General features: G+C 70.2%; 15 protein-coding genes. 4 read left to right on the top strand and 11 right to left on the bottom strand.

Annotated features, from left to right (window positions below; all coding sequences use genetic code 11):
* Positions 1–12 precede the first annotated feature (12 nt).
* Both pgi and CAL24_RS19420 read right to left on the bottom strand, forming a co-directional pair.
* Entirely contained in the window at positions 13–1581 is a 1569-nt protein-coding gene (pgi, locus tag CAL24_RS19425) for a glucose-6-phosphate isomerase (RefSeq protein WP_028352655.1), read from the bottom strand.
* Positions 1582–1598: 17 nt separating this feature from the next.
* Complete coding sequence (locus CAL24_RS19420) at positions 1599–3002, bottom strand: phosphomannomutase/phosphoglucomutase (protein WP_028352654.1); 1404 nt, start codon at positions 3000–3002, stop codon at positions 1599–1601.
* A 179-nt stretch (positions 3003–3181) separates the two neighbouring features.
* Here CAL24_RS19420 and CAL24_RS19415 point away from each other — a divergent pair, with 179 nt between their 5' ends.
* Positions 3182–4597: an FAD-binding oxidoreductase gene (locus CAL24_RS19415; protein ID WP_028352653.1), complete on the top strand. Its 1416-nt coding sequence runs from the start codon at positions 3182–3184 to the stop codon at positions 4595–4597.
* A 22-nt stretch (positions 4598–4619) separates the two neighbouring features.
* On the opposite strand, the gene CAL24_RS19410 is transcribed toward CAL24_RS19415, so the two are convergent.
* The 5 genes from CAL24_RS19410 to CAL24_RS19390 all read right to left on the bottom strand — a co-directional run bounded on the left by CAL24_RS19410 (position 4620) and on the right by CAL24_RS19390 (position 9237).
* Positions 4620–5903: a TRAP transporter large permease gene (locus CAL24_RS19410; protein ID WP_094807643.1), complete on the bottom strand. Its 1284-nt coding sequence runs from the start codon at positions 5901–5903 to the stop codon at positions 4620–4622.
* A complete protein-coding gene (locus tag CAL24_RS19405; protein ID WP_028352651.1) occupies positions 5894–6361 on the bottom strand; it encodes a TRAP transporter small permease in 468 nt (155 codons plus the stop codon). The genes CAL24_RS19410 and CAL24_RS19405 overlap by 10 nt, the downstream gene beginning before the upstream one ends.
* Positions 6362–6459: 98 nt before the next feature.
* On the bottom strand, positions 6460–7443 hold the full coding sequence (locus CAL24_RS19400; RefSeq protein ID WP_028352650.1) for a TRAP transporter substrate-binding protein: 984 nt from the start codon (positions 7441–7443) through the stop codon (positions 6460–6462).
* Between the two features lie 76 nt (positions 7444–7519).
* On the bottom strand, positions 7520–8410 hold the full coding sequence (locus tag CAL24_RS19395; RefSeq protein WP_249278589.1) for an SMP-30/gluconolactonase/LRE family protein: 891 nt from the start codon (positions 8408–8410) through the stop codon (positions 7520–7522).
* 2 nt (positions 8411–8412) lie between these two features.
* Complete coding sequence (locus CAL24_RS19390; protein WP_094807642.1) at positions 8413–9237, bottom strand: NAD-dependent epimerase/dehydratase family protein; 825 nt, start codon at positions 9235–9237, stop codon at positions 8413–8415.
* 125 nt (positions 9238–9362) lie between these two features.
* Here CAL24_RS19390 and CAL24_RS19385 point away from each other — a divergent pair, with 125 nt between their 5' ends.
* Positions 9363–10097 (top strand): FadR/GntR family transcriptional regulator, encoded by a 735-nt coding sequence (locus CAL24_RS19385; protein ID WP_028352647.1) that lies wholly within the window; start codon positions 9363–9365, stop codon positions 10095–10097.
* A 116-nt stretch (positions 10098–10213) separates the two neighbouring features.
* Positions 10214–12112 carry an LTA synthase family protein gene (locus CAL24_RS19380; RefSeq protein ID WP_094807641.1) on the top strand — a complete coding sequence of 633 codons (1899 nt, stop codon included), beginning with the start codon at positions 10214–10216 and terminating at the stop codon, positions 12110–12112.
* A 31-nt stretch (positions 12113–12143) separates the two neighbouring features.
* Here the strand turns inward: CAL24_RS19380 and fahA are convergent, their stop codons facing one another.
* Together fahA and hmgA are read right to left on the bottom strand one after the other, a co-directional pair.
* Positions 12144–13457, bottom strand: coding sequence for a fumarylacetoacetase (gene fahA / locus CAL24_RS19375; RefSeq protein ID WP_094807640.1), 1314 nt, complete (start codon positions 13455–13457; stop codon positions 12144–12146).
* A 10-nt stretch (positions 13458–13467) separates the two neighbouring features.
* Positions 13468–14769, bottom strand: a complete 1302-nt coding sequence (gene hmgA / locus CAL24_RS19370; RefSeq protein ID WP_094807639.1) for a homogentisate 1,2-dioxygenase — start codon at positions 14767–14769, stop codon at positions 13468–13470.
* 135 nt (positions 14770–14904) lie between these two features.
* Between hmgA and CAL24_RS19365 the strand changes: the two genes are divergently transcribed.
* On the top strand, positions 14905–15813 hold the full coding sequence (locus tag CAL24_RS19365; protein ID WP_094807638.1) for a LysR family transcriptional regulator: 909 nt from the start codon (positions 14905–14907) through the stop codon (positions 15811–15813).
* 18 nt (positions 15814–15831) lie between these two features.
* Here CAL24_RS19365 and CAL24_RS19360 read toward each other — a convergent pair whose 3' ends face one another.
* Together CAL24_RS19360 and CAL24_RS19355 are read right to left on the bottom strand one after the other, a co-directional pair.
* Positions 15832–16227: a RidA family protein gene (locus tag CAL24_RS19360; RefSeq protein ID WP_094807637.1), complete on the bottom strand. Its 396-nt coding sequence runs from the start codon at positions 16225–16227 to the stop codon at positions 15832–15834.
* 40 nt (positions 16228–16267) lie between these two features.
* The gene (locus CAL24_RS19355) at positions 16268–17413 is read right to left on the bottom strand and encodes a DSD1 family PLP-dependent enzyme (RefSeq protein WP_094807636.1); all 1146 of its coding nucleotides are present in this window, start codon (positions 17411–17413) and stop codon (positions 16268–16270) included.
* Between the last annotated feature and the right edge of the window lie 7 nt (positions 17414–17420).

The raw sequence follows: 17420 nt of genomic DNA, 5'->3' as shown, positions 1-17420 counted from the left end.
CGGCGGCGACGTTCAGCCGCGCCGCGACAGGATGTCGATCCAGTGGCGCGTGGACGGGTCCTGGTCGGAGGCCTCGGCGGACGACGGGGCATCCAGCTCGCGGATGATGTTCTTGGCGAGCAGCTTGCCGAATTCCACGCCCCATTGGTCGAACGGATTGATGCCCCATAGCGCGCCCTGGGCGAACACCTTATGTTCGTACAGCGCCAGCAGGGCGCCCAGGGAATAGGCATCCAGGCGCGGCAGCACGATGAGGTTGGACGGGCGCCCGCCCGGATGCACGCGGTGGCGGGCCAGCAGTTCGGCGCGCTGCGCGTCGGGCTCGTGCTGGCGCGTCTCGTGCAGCGCTTCTTCGTACGACTTGCCGCGCAACAGCGCCGACCGCTGCGCCAGGCAGTTGGCGATCAGCAGCTTGTGGTGGCGCGCATAGGGATGGTCCGGCTGTTCGCAGACGATGAAATCCACCGGCGCGCCGGTGGTGTCCTGGTGCAGCCACTGGAAGAACGTGTGCTGGCAATCGGTGCCCGGCATGCCCCACACCACCGGGCCGGTGGGCACCCCTACGGGCGTGCCGTCGCGCGTGGCGACCTTGCCCAGCGATTCCATGTCGAGCTGCTGGGCCCACGGCACCAGGTGCATCAGGCGCGAGTCGTAGGGCGTGATGGCCAGCGTGGCGTAGCCCAGCACGCTGCGGTTGGCGATGCCCGCCAGCGCCATCTGCAACGGGGCGTTGCGCAGCGGCGGGGCCTGCAGGAAGTGCTGGTCCATCGCGGCGGCGCCGGCCAGCAGCTGGTCGAGCGCCTCGCAGCCCAGCGCCAGCGCGACCGGCAGGCCGATCGCCGACCAGAGCGAATAGCGCCCGCCGACCCAGTCCCAGAAGCGGAAGACCCGGTCGGGCGAGATGCCGAAATCGAGCGCCGCGTCGACGTTGGCGGTGATCGCCACCACGTGCTTGATGGGATCGGCCACGCCGGCGTCGCGCAGCCAGTTCATGGCCACTTCGGCGTTGGCGAGCGGCTCGGTGGTGGTGAACGACTTGGACGCGACGATCACCAGCGTGTCGTGGGGATCGAGCTGGCCGATGGCGTCGGCGACCGCGTGCGAATCGACATTGGAGGCGAACTGGATGTTGCGGCGCAGGCCGTAGTGGCGCAGCGCGCGGGTGACCATGCGCGGCCCCCAGTCGCTGCCGCCGATGCCCAGGTGCAGAATGCCGCCATAGGCGTCGGCGCCGTCCAGTTCGCGCACGAAGCGCCGCACGCGCTCGCGCTCGGACAGCACCGCCTGGGCCACCGCCGGCGGCGGGTTGTCGGCCCGCAGCGCGGTATGCCAGGCGGGCCGGCGTTCGGTCCAGTTGGCTTCCCCGCCGTCGTACAGGTGGGCGCGCGCGGCGTCGAAGTTCTGCTGCACGAGCAGGGCCTGGGCGGCCTGGTCGAGCTGCTCGGACTGGGCTTGCGCGGTCAGGTCGATGCGCAGGCCGGCGGCCTCGATGATGCGCAGCCGGTCGCCGCGGCGGGAGGCGTTCTGGGCCGCCTGGGCGAAGGCCAGCCATGCGGGGCTGAACGGCAGGGAAGTAGGCATGGGCGGGGCGGTTCGTTCTAGAAAGGCAGGGCGGCGCCGGGCGCGAGCCGCTGCAGCTGCCGGCGGAAGTCGTCCTGGATGCGCGCCAGCGCCTCCGGGGTGTCGGCCTCGAAACGCAGCACCACCACCGGCGTGGTGTTTGAGGCGCGCGCCAGGCCGAAGCCGTCGGGGTATTCGGCGCGCACGCCGTCGATGGTGATGACTTGCAGCGCGCCGTCGAACTTGCCCTGTTCGCGCAGGGCCTGCACCAGGGCGAACGGTTCGCCCTCGGCCATTTCGAGCTTCAGCTCGGGGGTCGACAAGGCCTGCGGCAGCGCCTCGAGCGGCTCGGAGGGGTTGGCGTGGCGCGACACGATCTCGAGCAGGCGCGCGCCGGTGTACAGGCCGTCGTCGAAGCCGTACCAGCGTTCCTTGAAGAAGATGTGCCCGCTCATTTCGCCGGCCAGCGGCGCGCCGGTCTCGGCCAGCTTGGCCTTCACCAGCGAATGGCCGGTCTGCCACATCAGCGGCTGGCCGCCGGCCTGCTCGACCGCCAGGCCGACGTGGCGGCTGCACTTGACGTCGTAGATGATGGTGGCGCCCGGGCAGCGTTGCAGCACGTCGCGCGCGAACAGGATGAGCTGGCGGTCGGGCCAGATGATCTGGCCCGACTTGGTGACCACCCCCAGGCGGTCGCCGTCGCCGTCGAAGGCCAGGCCGATTTCGCAGTCGGTGCGGGCCAGGCAGTCGATCAGGTCCTGCAGGTTGTGCGGGTCGGCCGGATCGGGGTGGTGGTTGGGGAACGTGCCGTCGACCTCGCAATATAGCTCGGTGACTTCGCAGCCCAGCGCGCGGAACAGCCGCGGCGCCACCGCGCCGGCCACGCCGTTGCCGCAGTCGATGGCGACCTTGAGCGGGCGCGCCAGCTTGACGTCGCCGACGATGCGGTCGATGTATTCGTCCACCAGGTCGAGCGCGCGCCGCGTGCCGCGCGGCGCGGCCGCCGGGGCGCCGCCTTGCGCGGCCGCGGCGTTCATGGCGTCGCGCAGGGCCAGCACGGCCGGGCCGTAGAGGGCCTTGCCGGCCATCATCATCTTGAAGCCGTTGTACTGGGGCGGGTTGTGGCTGCCGGTGATGGCCACGCCCGATCCGGTGCCCTGCGTATGGGCCGCGTAGTACACCAGCGGCGTGGGCACCTGGCCGATGTCGATGGTGTCCACCCCGCCGTCCTGGATGCCGTCCTGCAGGGCCTGCGCCAGTTCCGGGCTGCTGAGCCGGCCGTCGCGGCCGATCACCAGCGCGTCGACGCCTTGCGCGCGCGCCTGGTCGGCCAGTGTGCGGCCGAGCGCGCGGGCAAACCCGGCATCGAGCGTGTCGGGGACGGTGCCGCGGATATCGTAGGCCTTGAAGACGGAATCTGGATAGCGGGAGGCGTCGTTCAAATGGGTTCCTTTGCGTGAGGCGGTTGCCTGGCCGCCTGCGGCGGCCGTCCTGGGTGAATTATCCCCGATTCGCCGGTCCGGCGGGGGGCGACCACGCCGGGTAGGCTCGTCCTACAATAACCTTCGTTCCTCATCCTGTCGCCCGGCGCGGCCGGGCGCCCCGACCGCCGATCCCGCCCATGTCCCTACTGAATGAACTGCAGTCACTCCTGGGCCCCGCCCATGTCCTGACCGGCGCCGACGCCGAGCCCTACCTGCAGGATTGGCGGCGCCGCTACCGCGGCACGGCGCGGGCCGTCATCCGGCCGGGCAGCGCCGCCGAGGTCGCCCAGGCGGTGCGCCTGTGCGCGCAGCACGGCGCGCCGGTGGTGCCGCAGGGCGGCAATACCGGGCTGTGCGGCGGCGCCACGCCGGACGGCTCGGGCCAGGCGGTGCTGCTGTCGACCGCGCGCTTGAACCGCATCCGCAGCATCGACACCGACAACGACACCATCACGGTCGAGGCCGGCTGCGTCCTGCAGGCGGTGCAGCAGGCCGCCGCCGACGCGGGCCGGCTGTTCCCGCTGAGCCTGGCCGCCGAGGGCAGCTGCACCATAGGCGGCAACCTGGCCACCAATGCCGGCGGCACCCAGGTGCTGCGCTACGGCAATGCGCGCGAACTGGCGCTGGGCCTGGAAGTGGTCACCGCCGAAGGGGAGCTCTGGGACGGCCTGCGCGGCCTGCGCAAGGACAATACTGGTTACGATTTGCGCGACTTGTACATCGGTAGCGAGGGCACGCTGGGCATCATCACCGCCGCTACGCTCAAGCTGTTCCCCCGCCCGGTGGCGTCCTGCACCGCGCTGCTGGCGCTGGGGTCGATCGATGACGCGGTCGAGCTGCTGTCACGGGCGCGCGCCGGCTTCGGCGCCGCGCTCACCGGCTTCGAGCTGATGGCGGGCGACTGCCTGCAACTGGTGGTGCGCCTGTTCCCGCAGCAGCGCCTGCCGTTCGAGGGCGAGTCGGCCGCGGCGCCCTGGTTCGCGCTGCTGGAGCTGTCCGACAGCGAGAGCGAGGCGCATGCGCGCGAGCGCTTCGAGACGGTGCTGGGCGCCGCCATCGAGGCCGGGCTGGTGCGGGACGCCGCCATCGCGGCCAACGTGGCGCAGAGCCGCGCGCTCTGGCACTTGCGCGAAAGCATTCCGCTGGCCGAGGCCGAACAGGGCAAGGGCATCAAGCACGATGTCTCGATTCCCATCTCTTCCATCGCCGGTTTCGTGCACAAGACCAACGCGCTGCTGCAGCAGCGGTTTCCCAATGTGCGCAATGTGGTGTTCGGCCACCTGGGCGACGGCAACCTGCATTACAACGTGGCGCGCGCGCCCGGCCAGACCGAGGAAGACCTGCTGGCGCTGCAGCAGGACGTCTACGACGTGGTGCACCGTAGTGTGCAGGCGCACGCGGGTTCCATCAGCGCCGAGCACGGGGTCGGCCAGCTCAAGCGCGACGAGTTGCCGCACTACAAGAGCGCGATCGAGCTGGCGCTGATGAAGCGCATCAAGCAGGCGCTCGATCCGCGCGGGCTGATGAACCCGGGCAAGGTGCTGCAGGCCTGACGGCGGCCGCCGCCCGGCCGCCTTACTTGAACAGCAGGTCGGGCAGCCAGGACGAGAACGCCGGCACGTAGGTCACCAGCGCCAGGGCCGCCAGCAGCGCGCCGTAGAACGGCCAGATGGTGCGCATGACCGTGCCCACCGCGACCTTGCCGATGGCGCAGCCGACGAACTGCACCGTGCCGACCGGCGGGGTGTTCAGGCCCAGCGCGCAATTGACCAGCATCACCACGCCGAATTGCACCGGGCTCATGCCGTACTGCATGCAGATCGGCAGGAAGATGGGCGTGCAGATCAGGATGGTGGCCGCCATGTCCAGGAAGGTGCCCAGCACGAACAGGGCGATGTTGACCATCAGGAAGATGGCCCATGGGCTGTCCGAGATGGTGGCCATCAATTCGCCGGTTCTTTCGGCCACGCCGTAGAAGCCGATCAGGTAGCCGAACGTGGCCGAGATGCCGATCAGCAGCAGCACGACGCCGGTCGTCTTGACCGCCTTGGCGGCCGCCCGCAGGAACTGGTCCCAGGTCAGCGAGCGGTAGACCAGCGCGGTGAGCGCCAGCGCGTACAGCACCGCCACGGCGGCCGACTCGGTCGCGGTGAACACCCCGCTCAGGATCCCGGCGATGATCAGCACGATGACGAACAGGCCGGGCGTGGCGGCCGCCAGCGAGCGCGCCACCATGCCCCAGCCGGGGAAGGCGCCGGCCGGGTAGCCGCGCTTGCGCGCGACCAGGTAGGCCGCCGCCAGGTTGCAGAGCGTCAGGATCAGCGCCGGCACCACGCAGGCGGCGATCAGGGCGGCGATGGATGCCTTGCCGCCGGCGGCCAGCGTGTAGATGATGATGTTGTGGCTGGTGGGCATGAGAGCGCCCACCAGGGCCGCATGCGTCGTCACGTTGACGGCGTAGTCGGCGTGGTAGCCGTCGCGCTTCATCATCGGGATCATGACCGAGCCCATGGCCGAGACGTCGGCCACCGGCGAGCCGGAAACGCCGCCGAACAGGGTGCAGGCCAGCACATTCGACATGCCGAGGCCGCCGCGCACATGCCCCACCACCGACTTGGCGAAGGCGACGATGCGGTCGGCGATGCCGCCGTAGAGCATCAGTTCGCCGGTGAAGATGAAAAACGGGATGGCCAGGAACGAGAACGCGTGCATGCCCGACGTCATCTGCTGGAAGGCCACCGCGATCGGCAGGTCTTCGTACAGGATGGCCGCGATCGAGGCCAGGCCGATGGCGAAGGCCACCGGCACGCCGATTGCCAGGAAGCCCATGAACGTCACGGAAAGCAGCGTCAGTGCCATGCGGGGACCACCTTCTGGTTGCGCAGCAGCGCGATGATGTGTTCGAGCGAGAACAGCACGATCAGCCCGCCGGAAAGCGTGGCGGGCGCGTATTTCCAGCCCTCCGACAGCCCCAGGTTGGGGATCTTGTAGCTGTGCACCGATTCGGCCAGCACGCCGCACTGCCAGGCCATCAGTGCGCCGAACAGCAGCACCAACGCATGGACGAATAGCTGCAGGCGCCGCTGGCCGCGCGGCGGCAGCAGCTGGGCCAGCGATTCGAAACCGATGTGGCCGGCATCGCGCACCGCCACCGCGGCGCCCATCATGGTGACGTACAGCACCAGCAACAGCGACAGGCTTTCGGCCCAGGTAGGGGTGCTGTTGAGCACGTGGCGGCCGAAGATCTGGTACGAGACCGCCACGATCAGGCAGACCAGCCCGGCGACACTGAGCACCATGCAAAGGCGGGCCAGCATGGCGCAGCCGCGCGCGTAGCAGTCCAGCGCGCGCGCGAACGCGCCGCCCGCCGCGCGCCGTTCAGCCGTTGGGATCACTTGGACGGACATGGCGGGCTCTACTTGACCGCCTGGATGCGCGACACCAGGTCCTTCATCGCGTCGGTGGTGACGTAGCGGTCGTAGACCGGCTTCATGACCGCCTGGAACGAGGCCTTGTCGGGCTCGACGATCTGCGCGCCGGCCTGCTCGACCAACGCGCGCGACTTGTCCTCGCGTTCGCTCCACAGCTTCCGCATATACGGCACGGATTCGCGGGCCGCGTCGCGGATGATCTTGCGGTCGGCCTCGGACAGCTTGTCCCACTGGCGCTTGGAGAACAGCAGGATCTCCGGCGTCATGGTGTGCTGCGTCATCGAGTAGTACTTGGCCACTTCGTAGTGGTGCGCGCTTTCGTAGCTGGGGAAGTTGTTCTCGGCGGCGTCGACCAGGCCGGTCTTGAGCGCGGTGTAGACCTCGCCCATGGACATGGGCGTGGCGTTGGCGCCCAGCGCCTCGACCATTGCAACCGACAGGTCCGACTGTTGCACGCGGATCTTCAGGCCGCGCACGTCTGCCACCGTCTTGATCGGCTTGTCGCGGGTGTACATGGAGCGCGCGCCGCTGTCGTACCAGGCCAGGCCGACGAAGCCGGCCTCTTCGCAGGAACGCAGGATCTGCTCGCCGATGTCGCTGTCGAGCACTTTGTGCAGGTGTTCCTTGGAGCGGAACAGGAAGGGCAGCGACGGCACGCGCGTCACTTCGCAGATGTTGTGCATGGCCGCGCTGCTGACCCGCGTCATGCTGAGCGCGCCCAGCTTCACCTGCTCGATCGAGTCCTCCTCGCGTCCCAGCTTGCTGCCGGCGTAGACCTTGATCTCGAGGCGGCCGTTGGTGCGCTGCTTGACCAGTTCGCCCATGTGGCGCACCGCCAGCACGGTCGGGTAGTCGTCGGGGTGGATGTCGGCCGAGCGCAGCGTCTCGGCATGGGCGGGCCAGGCGGCCGCGGACAACAGCAGGACGGACGCGGCCAGGGTGGCGCGTTGAAGGGTGAAGCGCAGCATTGTCTACCTCCGGGTTGGGAGTGGTGGCGTGTCGTGAGTGCTCTTGTGGAAATCTCAGCCTGACTGCGGTGCGGGTCTAATCGAGGTAAGTGGGTTCCTCCAGGCCGCGCGTGCCGGGGCGCAGGGCGAGGACGGCGCCGTCCAGAGCGTCGTCCGCAGCCGCGGGCGGCCGGATCGAAGTGATGAAGAGCGTGTCGAGGCCGGGGCCGCCGAAGGCGCACATGGCCGGCTTGGCGACCGGCAGCGGCAGGCTGCGGTCGAGGCGGCCGTCGGGGGTGTAGCGGTACACCACGCCGGCATCATTGCCGCAGATCCAGTAGCAGCCGTCCTGGTCCACCGCCGCGCCGTCCGGGCGGCCGGCCGGCAGGCGGTCGATGAAGACGCGGCGCCGGTGCGGCAGCCCGGCATCGACGTCGTAGTCGAAGGCCCATACCGTCTGGCGGTCGGGATGCGAGTCGGACAGGTACATGGTGCGGCCGTCGGGGCTGAAGGCCATGCCGTTGGGCACGACCAGCGCCAGGGGCAGCGGCGCGTCCAGCCGGCCGCCGGCATAGCGGTACAGGCGCCCGCTGTCGCGGCCCCGCGCCATGTCCAGCGCCATGGTGCCGGCCCAGAAGCGGCCCTGGCGGTCGCAGCGTCCGTCATTGAAGCGCATGGCGGGCTCGGCATGGGTGGCGCGCGCCAGCAGCGTGGCCGCGGGCGCGGGCTGGCCGGGCGCGAGGGCGGGCAGGGCGTACAGGCCGCTTTCCATGGCGGCCAGCCAGCCGTCGCCGCGCATGGCGATGCAACCCGCCATCTCGGGCAGCGCCCATTGGCGAGCCTGTCCGCTGGACGGGTGGTAGCGCCACAGGCGGCGCGCGGGGATGTCGGTCCAGTAGAGCGCCTGCTCGGCGGGATGCCATACCGGGCTTTCCCCGACCTCGCACAGCATGTCGCCCAGCCGCTCGGCCTGCCGCGACGCGTCCATGATCAGAAAGGCCCCGCTTTGACGAATGCGCCGCCCTGGTATTGCGCGGCGGGATCGTCCGGGTCCGGCGCGGGCTGCGCCTCGACCGCGGCGCGAAAGCGCTCGGAGGAGTCCTTGGGTTCGAAGCCCAGGTGGCGCGCGGCGTGGTTGTCCCACCAGCGGTCGCGGTTGGCCGAGGCGCCGTACACGATGGTGTGGCCGACCTTGGGCGTGAAGAGGGAGCGCACCACCAGCTGGGTGAGATCGTCGTAGCTGAGCCAGGTGACCAGCATGCGGCGGTCGCGCGCTTCCGGGAACGACGAGCCGATGCGCAGGCAGACGGTCTCGATGCCGTAGCGGTCGAAATAGAAGCGCGACAGGTTCTCGCCGAAGGCCTTGCTGATGCCGTAATAGCCGTCGGGCCGCGGCGGCGTGTCGGCGTCCAGGATCTCGCCCTGCCGGTAGAAGCCGGTGACGTGGTTCGAGCTGGCGAACACGATGCGCCGCACGCCATGGACGCGGGCGGCTTCGTAGATGTCGTAGGTGCCCTGGATGTTGGCGGGCAGGACTTCGTCGAACGGCCGCTCGACCGATATGCCGCCCAGGTGCACGATGGCGTCGCAGTCGCGCACCAGTTCCATGACGGCCTGTGGATCCGACAGGTCGCAGATGACGACTTCTTCGCCCGGGCCGGGCGGGGCCATGGCGGCGATGTCGGACAGGCGCAGGGTCTCGGCGTGGGGGCGCAGGCGCTCGCGCAGCACTTGGCCCAGGCCGCCGGCGGCGCCGGTGATGAGCAGGCGGCGGCACCGGGACGCGGGCGGCGGCAAATCGGCGGGTACGGTCATGCGTGGTCCAGCAAGTTGGGGAAAATGCTGCGCCTGGTCTTTGCCAAGTTATCGTACAACCTGCGGGCAGTATAATGACGCCAAAATTTCGCCGTCAAGCGCGGCGCCACCCGGGATATCCCTCGATGACCGATACCCCAGAATCGCCGGTTTCCACGCCGCGCCGTCCGCGCAACCTGGCGCAAGGGCTGGTCGAGGATTTCTCCGAGCGCATCCGTGGCGGGCAGATCCGGCCCGGCGAAAAGCTGCCCACCGAATCGGCCCTCATGCGCCAGTTCGGGGTCAGCCGCACGGTGGTGCGCGAGGCCCTGTCGCGCCTGCAGGCCGCCGGCCTGGTCGAGACGCACCACGGCGTCGGCACCTATGCGCTCGAGCCCAGCGGCGGCGCCGATTTCCGCGTCGACCCGGCCGATATCGCCACGGTGCGCGACGTGCTGGTGCTGCTGGAACTGCGCATCTGCCTGGAAAGCGAGGCCGCCGGCCTGGCGGCGCAGCGCCGCACCGAAGCCCAGCTGGCCGACATGCGCCGCGCGCTGGACGAGTTCCGCGCCTGCCTGGCGGCCGGCGGCGACACCATCACGCCCGATTTCCGTTTCCACCTGCTGGTGGCGCAGGCCACCGACAACCGCTATTTCGCGGACCTGATGTCGCACCTGGGCTCGGCCATCATCCCGCGCACGCGCATCAACTCGGCGCGCATCGCCCACGAAGACCGCGAGCAATACCTGGCGCGCGTCAACCTCGAGCACGAGGACATCTACGCCGCGATCGTGCGGCAGGAAGCCGAGGCGGCGCGGGCGGCCATGCGCACCCACCTGAGCAACAGCCGCGAGCGGCTGCGCCGCGCCCAAGTGCGCTAGGGTAAGCACCTAAATTCATATGATGTCATACAACAATTCGCCCGCAGTATGCTGGCGGATCCGCCGGGCGCGGCGCCACGCGGCGCCGTGTCCGGCCCGGTATTGCGGAGTCCTTCTTGCGTAGTCTCACCCTGCGGTTCATCGTCGCCGTCCTGGCGCTCCTGACCCTGAGCCGGCTGGCTCTTTGCTTCTGGCTGTGGCCGCGCGTGCAGGACGCGGGCGGGCTGTGGCCGGTCATGGCGGGCGGCCTGCGCATCGACCTGTGCCTGCTCGCCATGGTGGCGGCCCTGCCGGCGGCGCTGTCGCCATGGCTGGGCCACCGCCCGCTGGCGGCGCGCCTGACGGCGTGGTGGTTCCGCCTGTGGTGGATGCTTTACGTATTGCTGGAAGTCTCCACGCCGCAGTTCATCGCCGAGTACGACACGCGGCCGAACCGCCTGTATTTCGAGTACCTGGTGCATCCCCGCGAGGTCGCCGCCATGCTGTGGCAGGGCTACAAGGGCGTGCTGGTGGCGGCCTTCGTCGTGCTGGCGCTGGCGGCGTGGCTGGCCACCCGGCTGTTTCCGACCCAGGCGCGCGACGCCCGCCTGGCCTGGTGGAAGCGCCCGCTGGCTTCGCTGGTCATCATCGCGGTCAGCGTGCTGGCCGCGCGCGGCACGCTCGGTCACCGGCCCATCAACCCGTCGATGGTGGCGTTTTCCGGCGACGCCATGGTCAATACGCTGGCGCTCAATTCACTGTACAACGTGTTCGACGCGGCCTATCGCCTGCGCGACGAACGTTCATCGGCGGCGCTGTACCCGGCCATGGACGCGGCCACCATGAACCGCATCGTGCGCGAGGCGGCCGGCCTGCAAGGGCCGCCGGCCGACCCGCAGCTGCCCACGCTGCACACCCAGCCGGCCAGCGCGCGGCGCGACAAGCCGCTGAACCTGGTGATCATCCTGGAAGAAAGCCTGGGCGCGCAGTATGTCGGCAGCCTGGGCGGCCGCGACCTGACGCCCAACCTGGACCAGCTGGGGCGGCAGGGCTGGATGTTCCATCATGCCTACGCCACCGGCACGCGTTCCGTGCGCGGCCTGGAGGCGGTGGTGGCGGGGTTCCCGCCTTCGGTGGCCGAGGCCGTGCTGAAGCTGCCGCGCGCGCAGACCGGCTTCTTCACCCTGGCCCAGCTGCTGGGGCAGCACGGCTATCACGCGCGCTTCATCTACGGCGGCGAGGCGCATTTCGACAATATGCGCGGATTTTTCCTGGGCAACGGCTTCCAGGAAGTGGTGGACCGCAAGTCCTTCGTGGCGCCGGCTTTCGTCGGCTCGTGGGGCGCTTCGGACGAGGACATGTTCAACCAGCTCGACCGCCTGCTGCGCGCCGACGGCGACCGGCCGGCGTTCACGCTGGCGTTTTCCGTCAGCAATCATTCGCCCTGGGAGTACCCGGCCGGCCGCATCCAGCCGGTGGGCGAGCCGGCCACGGTGGAGAACACCGTGCGCTACGCCGACTGGGCGCTGGGCCAGTTCTTCGAGAAAGCGCGCCGCGCCCCGTACTGGGACAACACCGTGTTCCTGGTGATCGCCGACCACGATTCGCGCGTGTTCGGCGCCAACCTCGTGCCGGTGCGCCACTTCCGCGTCCCGGCGCTGATCCTGGGCGGCACGGTCGCGCCGCGCCAGGACCAGCGCCTGGTCAGCCAGATCGACATGGGGCCCACGCTGTTGTCGCTGATCGGGCTGGACAGCACGCACCCGATGCCCGGGGCGGACCTGACCCGCCGCGACCCGGGCCGGGCGCTCATGCAGTATGGCGACAATTTCGGCTACTTGAAGGGCGATACGCTGGTGGTGCTGGAGCCGCGCAAGGCGCCGCGCGCCTACCGCTACAGCCGCGCGCCGCTCGACCGCGAGGACGGCTATGCGGAAACCGCGGCGCCGCCGGGGCTGGTGGACGAGGCGCTGGCCCACGCCCTGTGGGCCAGCTGGGCTTATCGGGAAGAGCGCTACCGGCTGCCCGCGCGGTAGCGCCGGCACGGGCCCGCGCGGGCCCGGCCGTTCAGCGCGCCGCCAGCACCGTGCCGGCGGATTCGCCGAAGCCGATGCGCGGGTAGCCCGCCTTGCGGCATTCGGCGCGGATGATGACCTGGTCGCCGTCCTGCAGGAAGACGCGCTGTTCGCCCCAGGGCAGTTCGATGGGGGCCTTGCCGCCCTGGGTCAGTTCGAGCAGCGAGCCCGCTTCCTCGGGCTGCGGGCCCGACAGCGTGCCGGTGCCCAGCAGGTCGCCGGGCTGCAGGTTGCAACCGTTGACCGTGTGGTGCGCGAGCAGTTGCGCGATATTCCAGTAGGCGTCGCGGAAGTTGCTGGACGACAGCCGGGCCGGCGGGTGGCCCGCGGCGCGCGAGACCTCGGTGGTCAGCAGCACTTCCATCTGCACGTCGTAGGCGCCCTGCGCGCGGTTGCGCTCGGAGGCCAGGTAGGGCAGCGGCTGCGGCTCGCCGGCCGCGCGGGTCCAGGCGGCGCGGAAGGGCTCCAGCGCTTCCAGCGTGACGATCCACGGCGAGATGGTGGAGGCGAAGTTCTTGGCCAGGAACGGCCCCAGCGGCTGGTATTCCCACGCCTGGATATCGCGCGCCGACCAGTCGTTGAGGATGCACAGGCCGAACACGTGGTCATCGGCCTGGTCCAGGGCGATGCGGTCGCCCTGTGCATTGCCGGTGCCGACGAACACGCCCAGTTCCAGTTCGTAGTCGAGCCGCTGGCAGGGGCCGAACTGCGGCGGCTCGCCCTCGGCGGCGGGACGGGTCTGGCCGACCGGGCGCGGGAAGCGCTGCTCGACGCCGACGCTGGAGGCGCGGCCGTGGTAGCCGATGGGCACCCATTTGTAGTTGGGCAGCAGCGGGTTGTCCGGACGGAACTGCTTGCCGACCGCGGTGGCGTGGTGCAGCGAGATGTAGAAATCGGTGTAGTCGCCGATGCGCGCGGGGGTGGTGTATTCGGCGTCGGCCTGGGCCACCAGCAGCGGTTCGAGGCGGGCCTGCAGCGCCGCGCCGCTGCGCAGCGCGCGCGACAGCGTCAGGCGCAGCGCGCTCCAGTGGGCGCGACCCAGCGCCATCAGCGGGTTCAGGCTGTCCGCCGTGCAGGCGGCCAGGGCTGCGCCGGCCTGGCCGTCGAACACCCGCAGTTCCGCCAGGGCCGCCAGGTCGAGGATGCGGTCGCCGATGGCGACGCCCGGGCGGAACGTTTCCTCGCTGCCGCGCCGGCGGAACACGGCGTACGGCAGGTTCTGTACCGGAAAGCCGGTGCCTTCGTCGTTGGCGCTGGCCACCCAGCTGGTCAGGTTGGCGTCGTGGGTTTCGTTCAGAGTGGTCATGGGCTGTCGGTCAGTTGGGCTTGGCGGGGTCGAAGTGCTTCTTCAGACCTTGCCAGCATTCGTAATAGTCGCGCTGCAACTGCGGGCTCGCCAGCGCCTGCGCGGTGGGGCGGATGACGCGGCGCGTCTCGAACATGAACGCCATCGTATCGCGGATATAGTGCGCCTGCCGGGTGTCGGCGGCCGTGGCTTTCTCGAAGGTGCCGGCGTCGGGGCCGTGCCCGCTCATGCAGTTGTGCAGGCTGGCGCCGCCCGGCGCGAAGCCGTCGGCCTTGGCGTCGTAGACGCCGTGGATCAGGCCCATGAACTCGCTGGCGACGTTGCGGTGGAACCAGGGCGGGCGGAAAGTGTCTTCCATGGCCAGCACGCGCGGCGGGAAAATGGCGAAATCCATGTTGGCCGTGCCCGGCATGTCCGACGGCGCGGTCAGCACGGTGAAGATGGACGGGTCGGGATGGTCGAAGCTGATCGAGCCGATGGTGTTGAAGTGCCGCAGGTCGTACTTGTACGGCGCGTGCGTGCCGTGCCAGGCCACCACATCGAGCGGCGAATGGTCGATGGGCGCGCGCCAGAAGCCGCCGGTGAACTTGCCGATCAGTTCGAAGTCGCCCTCGACGTCTTCGTACCAGGCCACCGGCGTCTGGAAGTCGCGCGCGTTGGCCAGGCAGTTCGAGCCGATCGGGCCCAGCTCGGGCAGCCGCAGGGCGGCGCCGAAGTTCTCCAGCATGTAGCCGCGCGCCTGGCCGTCGGGCAGCTCGACGCGCACGCGCACGCCGCGCGGAATGACCGCGATCTCGAGCGGTTCGACGTCGACCAGGCCCAGCTCGGTGGCCAGGCGCAGCCGGCCCTGCTGCGGCACGATCAGCAGTTCGCCGTCGGCGTTGTAGAAGAAGCGGCCCTGCATCGAGCGGTTGGCGGCGTACAAGTGGATGCCCACGCCGCTGTGCTCGCCGGGCGCGCCGTTGCCGCCCCAGGTCTGCACGCCCTCGATGAAATCGATGGGCGCGTCGGGCATGGGCAGCGGGCTCCAGCGCAACTGGTTGGGGGTGACGGGGCCGGCGCCGAAATCGCTCAGCCAGCCCGGGGCGCCGGCGAACGGCTCGAAGGGCCGGTGCTGCACCGCCGGGCGGATGCGGTATAGCCAGGAACGGCGGTTCTCGGCGCGCGGCGCCGTGAACGCGGTGCCGGACAGTTGTTCGGCATACAGCCCGTACGGACAGCGCTGGGGCGAGTTGCGGCCCACCGGCAGCGCGCCGGGCAGCGCTTCCGTGGCCCAATCGTTGCCGAAGCCGGATTGGTATTGCAAGGACATGGCGGGGTCTCCTGTGACGCGCGCGATAGGGCCGCGCGGCGTGCGTGCAGCGGTCATTTTCCGCAAAACCGCCATCCCTGGCTATGGGAATACAAAAATATCGACTATAACTTTCATGAATATATAGGAGCAGCCATGGCCGAATTGCGCAATCTCGATCTGAACCTGCTGGTGGTGTTCCAGCACCTGCTCGAAGAACGCAATATCTCGGCCGTGGCGCGGCGGCTCGACCTGTCCCAGCCGGCCGTCAGCAATGCCCTGCGGCGCCTGCGCGCCGCGCTGGGCGACGACTTGTTCGTGCGCACGCCGCAGGGCATGCAGCCCACGCCGCAGGCCGAACGCCTGGGCGGCCCGGTGGGCGAGGCGCTGGCGCTGCTGTCGCATACGCTGGACGCCACCCATGACTTCCGTCCCGCCGCCAGCCAGCGGCGTTTCCGCATCGCCATGTCGGACGTGGGCGAGATCCACTTCATGCCGCAGCTGATGGAGCAGTGCGCGCGCCGCGCGCCGGGCGTGCGCATCGATTCATTGCGCCTGCTGGGCGCCGACTTGCGCCGCGAGATGGATGCCGGCCGCGTCGATCTCGCGATCGGCGCGTTCGAGGACCTGGGCAGCGGCATCATGCAGCGCATGCTGTTCCGCCAGGGCTACGCCACACTGTTCCGGCGCGGCCACCCGACCGCGCACGAGGGCATGGGGCTGAAGGCGTTCCGGGCCGAGCGCCACCTGGTGGTGTCGCGCGCGGCGCCATACGGGCAGGTCAACCAGTCGCTGGAGAAGGCCGGCGTGGCGCTGGATGCGCATTTCAGCGTGCCGCATTTCGCGGCCGTGCCGTACATCGTCGGCAGCACCGACCTGCTGGCCACCGTGCCGCGCAAGCTGGCGGCCAGCGCGGCGCCGCACTTCCAGCTGGGCATGCTGACCCCGCCGGTGCGCGTACCAGCCCTGCAGACCAACCTGTACTGGCATCGCCGCTTTCACCGCGACAGCGGCAACCAATGGTTGCGCGGGGTGGTGATCGAGACTTTCGCCGACACCGCCTGAGCGCGCGGCCGGCGGGGCTCAGACCAGCGCCACGGCCTCGACCTCCACCTTGAACCCGTGGTGCAGCGGTCCGGTCGGCACCACGGCGCGCGCCGGCCGCGCCGCGCCGGCCCATTCGGCATACACGGCGTTGAAGGCCGGCCAATGGTCGACGCTGTCCACGTACACCCGTACCTGCACCAGCCGCTCGATGCTGCTGCCGGCGGCCGCCAGCGCGGCCGCCACGTTGGCGAGCGCCTGGCGCGCCTGGGTGTCGAACGGCGCGTCGGCCAGCAGCGCGCCGTCGGGCCGGATCGGCAACTGGCCCGAGACGTAGACCATGCCATTGGCCACGCAGGCATGGCTGTAGTGGCCGCCGGGCTGGGACAGCGCGGCGGGCGACAGGTAGCGGGGGGCGGAATCGCGGTCGGTCATGGTGGTCGGGTCTCCGGCAAGTCGGTCAGTCACGGCGCGGCTACCAGCCGTGCGCGCGGTCCCAGGCGCGCAGGCCGCCGTCGGGCGCCAAGGCGTGGTACTGCGGGAATTGCGCGCCGGTGGCGCAGGCATGGTTGGGCAGGATGCGCAGGCGCGTGCCGATCGGGAAGCGCGCCACCACGTCCTCGCCGGCCGGCGCGGCGGCGGCCAGGATGCCGTGCTCCTGGTTGGCGCCGATCAGGGTGTAGCCCGGCAGCAGGGCGCCGTCCAGCGTGCAGGCCTGGCCGTAGCCGAAGTCCCGCTTCTGCTTGCGCGTGCCCTGGTCGCGGCTCATCGCCATCCAGCCCGCATCGACGATCACCCAGCCTTTCTCGGCCTGGTGGCCGATCACCGTGGTCAGCACGCTCAGCGCCAGCTCGTCGGTGCGGCAAACGCCGATGTTGTGCATGACCAGGTCGAAGAAGACATAGACTCCGGCGCGCACTTCGGTCACGCCTGGCAGTTGCGCGGCCGACAGCGCGGTCGGCGTCGAGCCCACGCTGACCACCGGGCACGGCAGGCCGGCGGCGCGCAGGCGTTCGGCGGCGCGCACGCAGCCGGCGCGTTCCTGTTCGGCCATGGCCGCCAGCGCCTCGGGGGTGTCCAGGTCGTAGCTCGAGCCGGCGTGCGTCATGACGCCGCCCAGCTGCATGCCGCCCGCGTGCAGGGCGGCGCCCACGTCCAGCAGCGCGGCTTCGTCGGGCTTGATGCCGGAGCGGTGGCCGTCGGTGTCGATCTCGATCCACACTTCGAGGCGCTCGCCATGCTCGCGCCCGAAAGCGGCGATGGCGCGCGCGGCGGCGCTGTTGTCGGTGACGATCTTCAGGTCGCAGCCGCGCCGGCGCAGCGCCAGGGCCGCCGGCAGGCGGTGTTCGGCCATGCCGACGGCGTACAGGATGTCGCCGATGCCGGCCTCGAAGAACTGCTCGGCCTCTTTCAGCGTGGACACCGTCACGCCCCGCGCGCCGGCGGCCAGCTGGGCCTGCGCCACGGGCGTGCACTTGCTGGTCTTCACGTGCGGCCGCAGGGCGACGCCGAGCGTATCCATGCGCTGTTGCATGCGGGCGATGTTGGCCTGCATGCGCGCCACATCGATGATGGCGGCCGGGGTGTCCAGGGTTTCCAGGGGGTGGGTGGGCATGGTCATGGTGCGA

The organism is Bordetella genomosp. 2 (genome assembly GCF_002261345.1).
Lineage (GTDB): Bacteria > Pseudomonadota > Gammaproteobacteria > Burkholderiales > Burkholderiaceae_B > Bordetella_A.
This window is presented reverse-complemented; position numbering and strand designations above follow the sequence as displayed.

What these genes read in the sequence shown, in the direction of transcription:
- CAL24_RS19415 (WP_028352653.1), top strand. Translation starts at nt 3,182, where the DNA reads ATGTCCCTACTGAATGAACTGCAGTCACTCCTGGGCCCCGCCCATGTC.
- pgi (WP_028352655.1), bottom strand. Translation starts at nt 1,581, where the DNA reads ATGCCTACTTCCCTGCCGTTCAGCCCCGCATGGCTGGCCTTCGCCCAG.
- CAL24_RS19400 (WP_028352650.1), bottom strand. Translation starts at nt 7,443, where the DNA reads ATGCTGCGCTTCACCCTTCAACGCGCCACCCTGGCCGCGTCCGTCCTG.
- hmgA (WP_094807639.1), bottom strand. Translation starts at nt 14,769, where the DNA reads ATGTCCTTGCAATACCAATCCGGCTTCGGCAACGATTGGGCCACGGAA.
- fahA (WP_094807640.1), bottom strand. Translation starts at nt 13,457, where the DNA reads ATGACCACTCTGAACGAAACCCACGACGCCAACCTGACCAGCTGGGTG.
- CAL24_RS19365 (WP_094807638.1), top strand. Translation starts at nt 14,905, where the DNA reads ATGGCCGAATTGCGCAATCTCGATCTGAACCTGCTGGTGGTGTTCCAG.
- CAL24_RS19390 (WP_094807642.1), bottom strand. Translation starts at nt 9,237, where the DNA reads ATGACCGTACCCGCCGATTTGCCGCCGCCCGCGTCCCGGTGCCGCCGC.
- CAL24_RS19385 (WP_028352647.1), top strand. Translation starts at nt 9,363, where the DNA reads ATGACCGATACCCCAGAATCGCCGGTTTCCACGCCGCGCCGTCCGCGC.
- CAL24_RS19395 (WP_249278589.1), bottom strand. Translation starts at nt 8,410, where the DNA reads ATGGACGCGTCGCGGCAGGCCGAGCGGCTGGGCGACATGCTGTGCGAG.
- CAL24_RS19410 (WP_094807643.1), bottom strand. Translation starts at nt 5,903, where the DNA reads ATGGCACTGACGCTGCTTTCCGTGACGTTCATGGGCTTCCTGGCAATC.
- CAL24_RS19405 (WP_028352651.1), bottom strand. Translation starts at nt 6,361, where the DNA reads ATGCTGGCCCGCCTTTGCATGGTGCTCAGTGTCGCCGGGCTGGTCTGC.
- CAL24_RS19360 (WP_094807637.1), bottom strand. Translation starts at nt 16,227, where the DNA reads ATGACCGACCGCGATTCCGCCCCCCGCTACCTGTCGCCCGCCGCGCTG.
- CAL24_RS19355 (WP_094807636.1), bottom strand. Translation starts at nt 17,413, where the DNA reads ATGACCATGCCCACCCACCCCCTGGAAACCCTGGACACCCCGGCCGCC.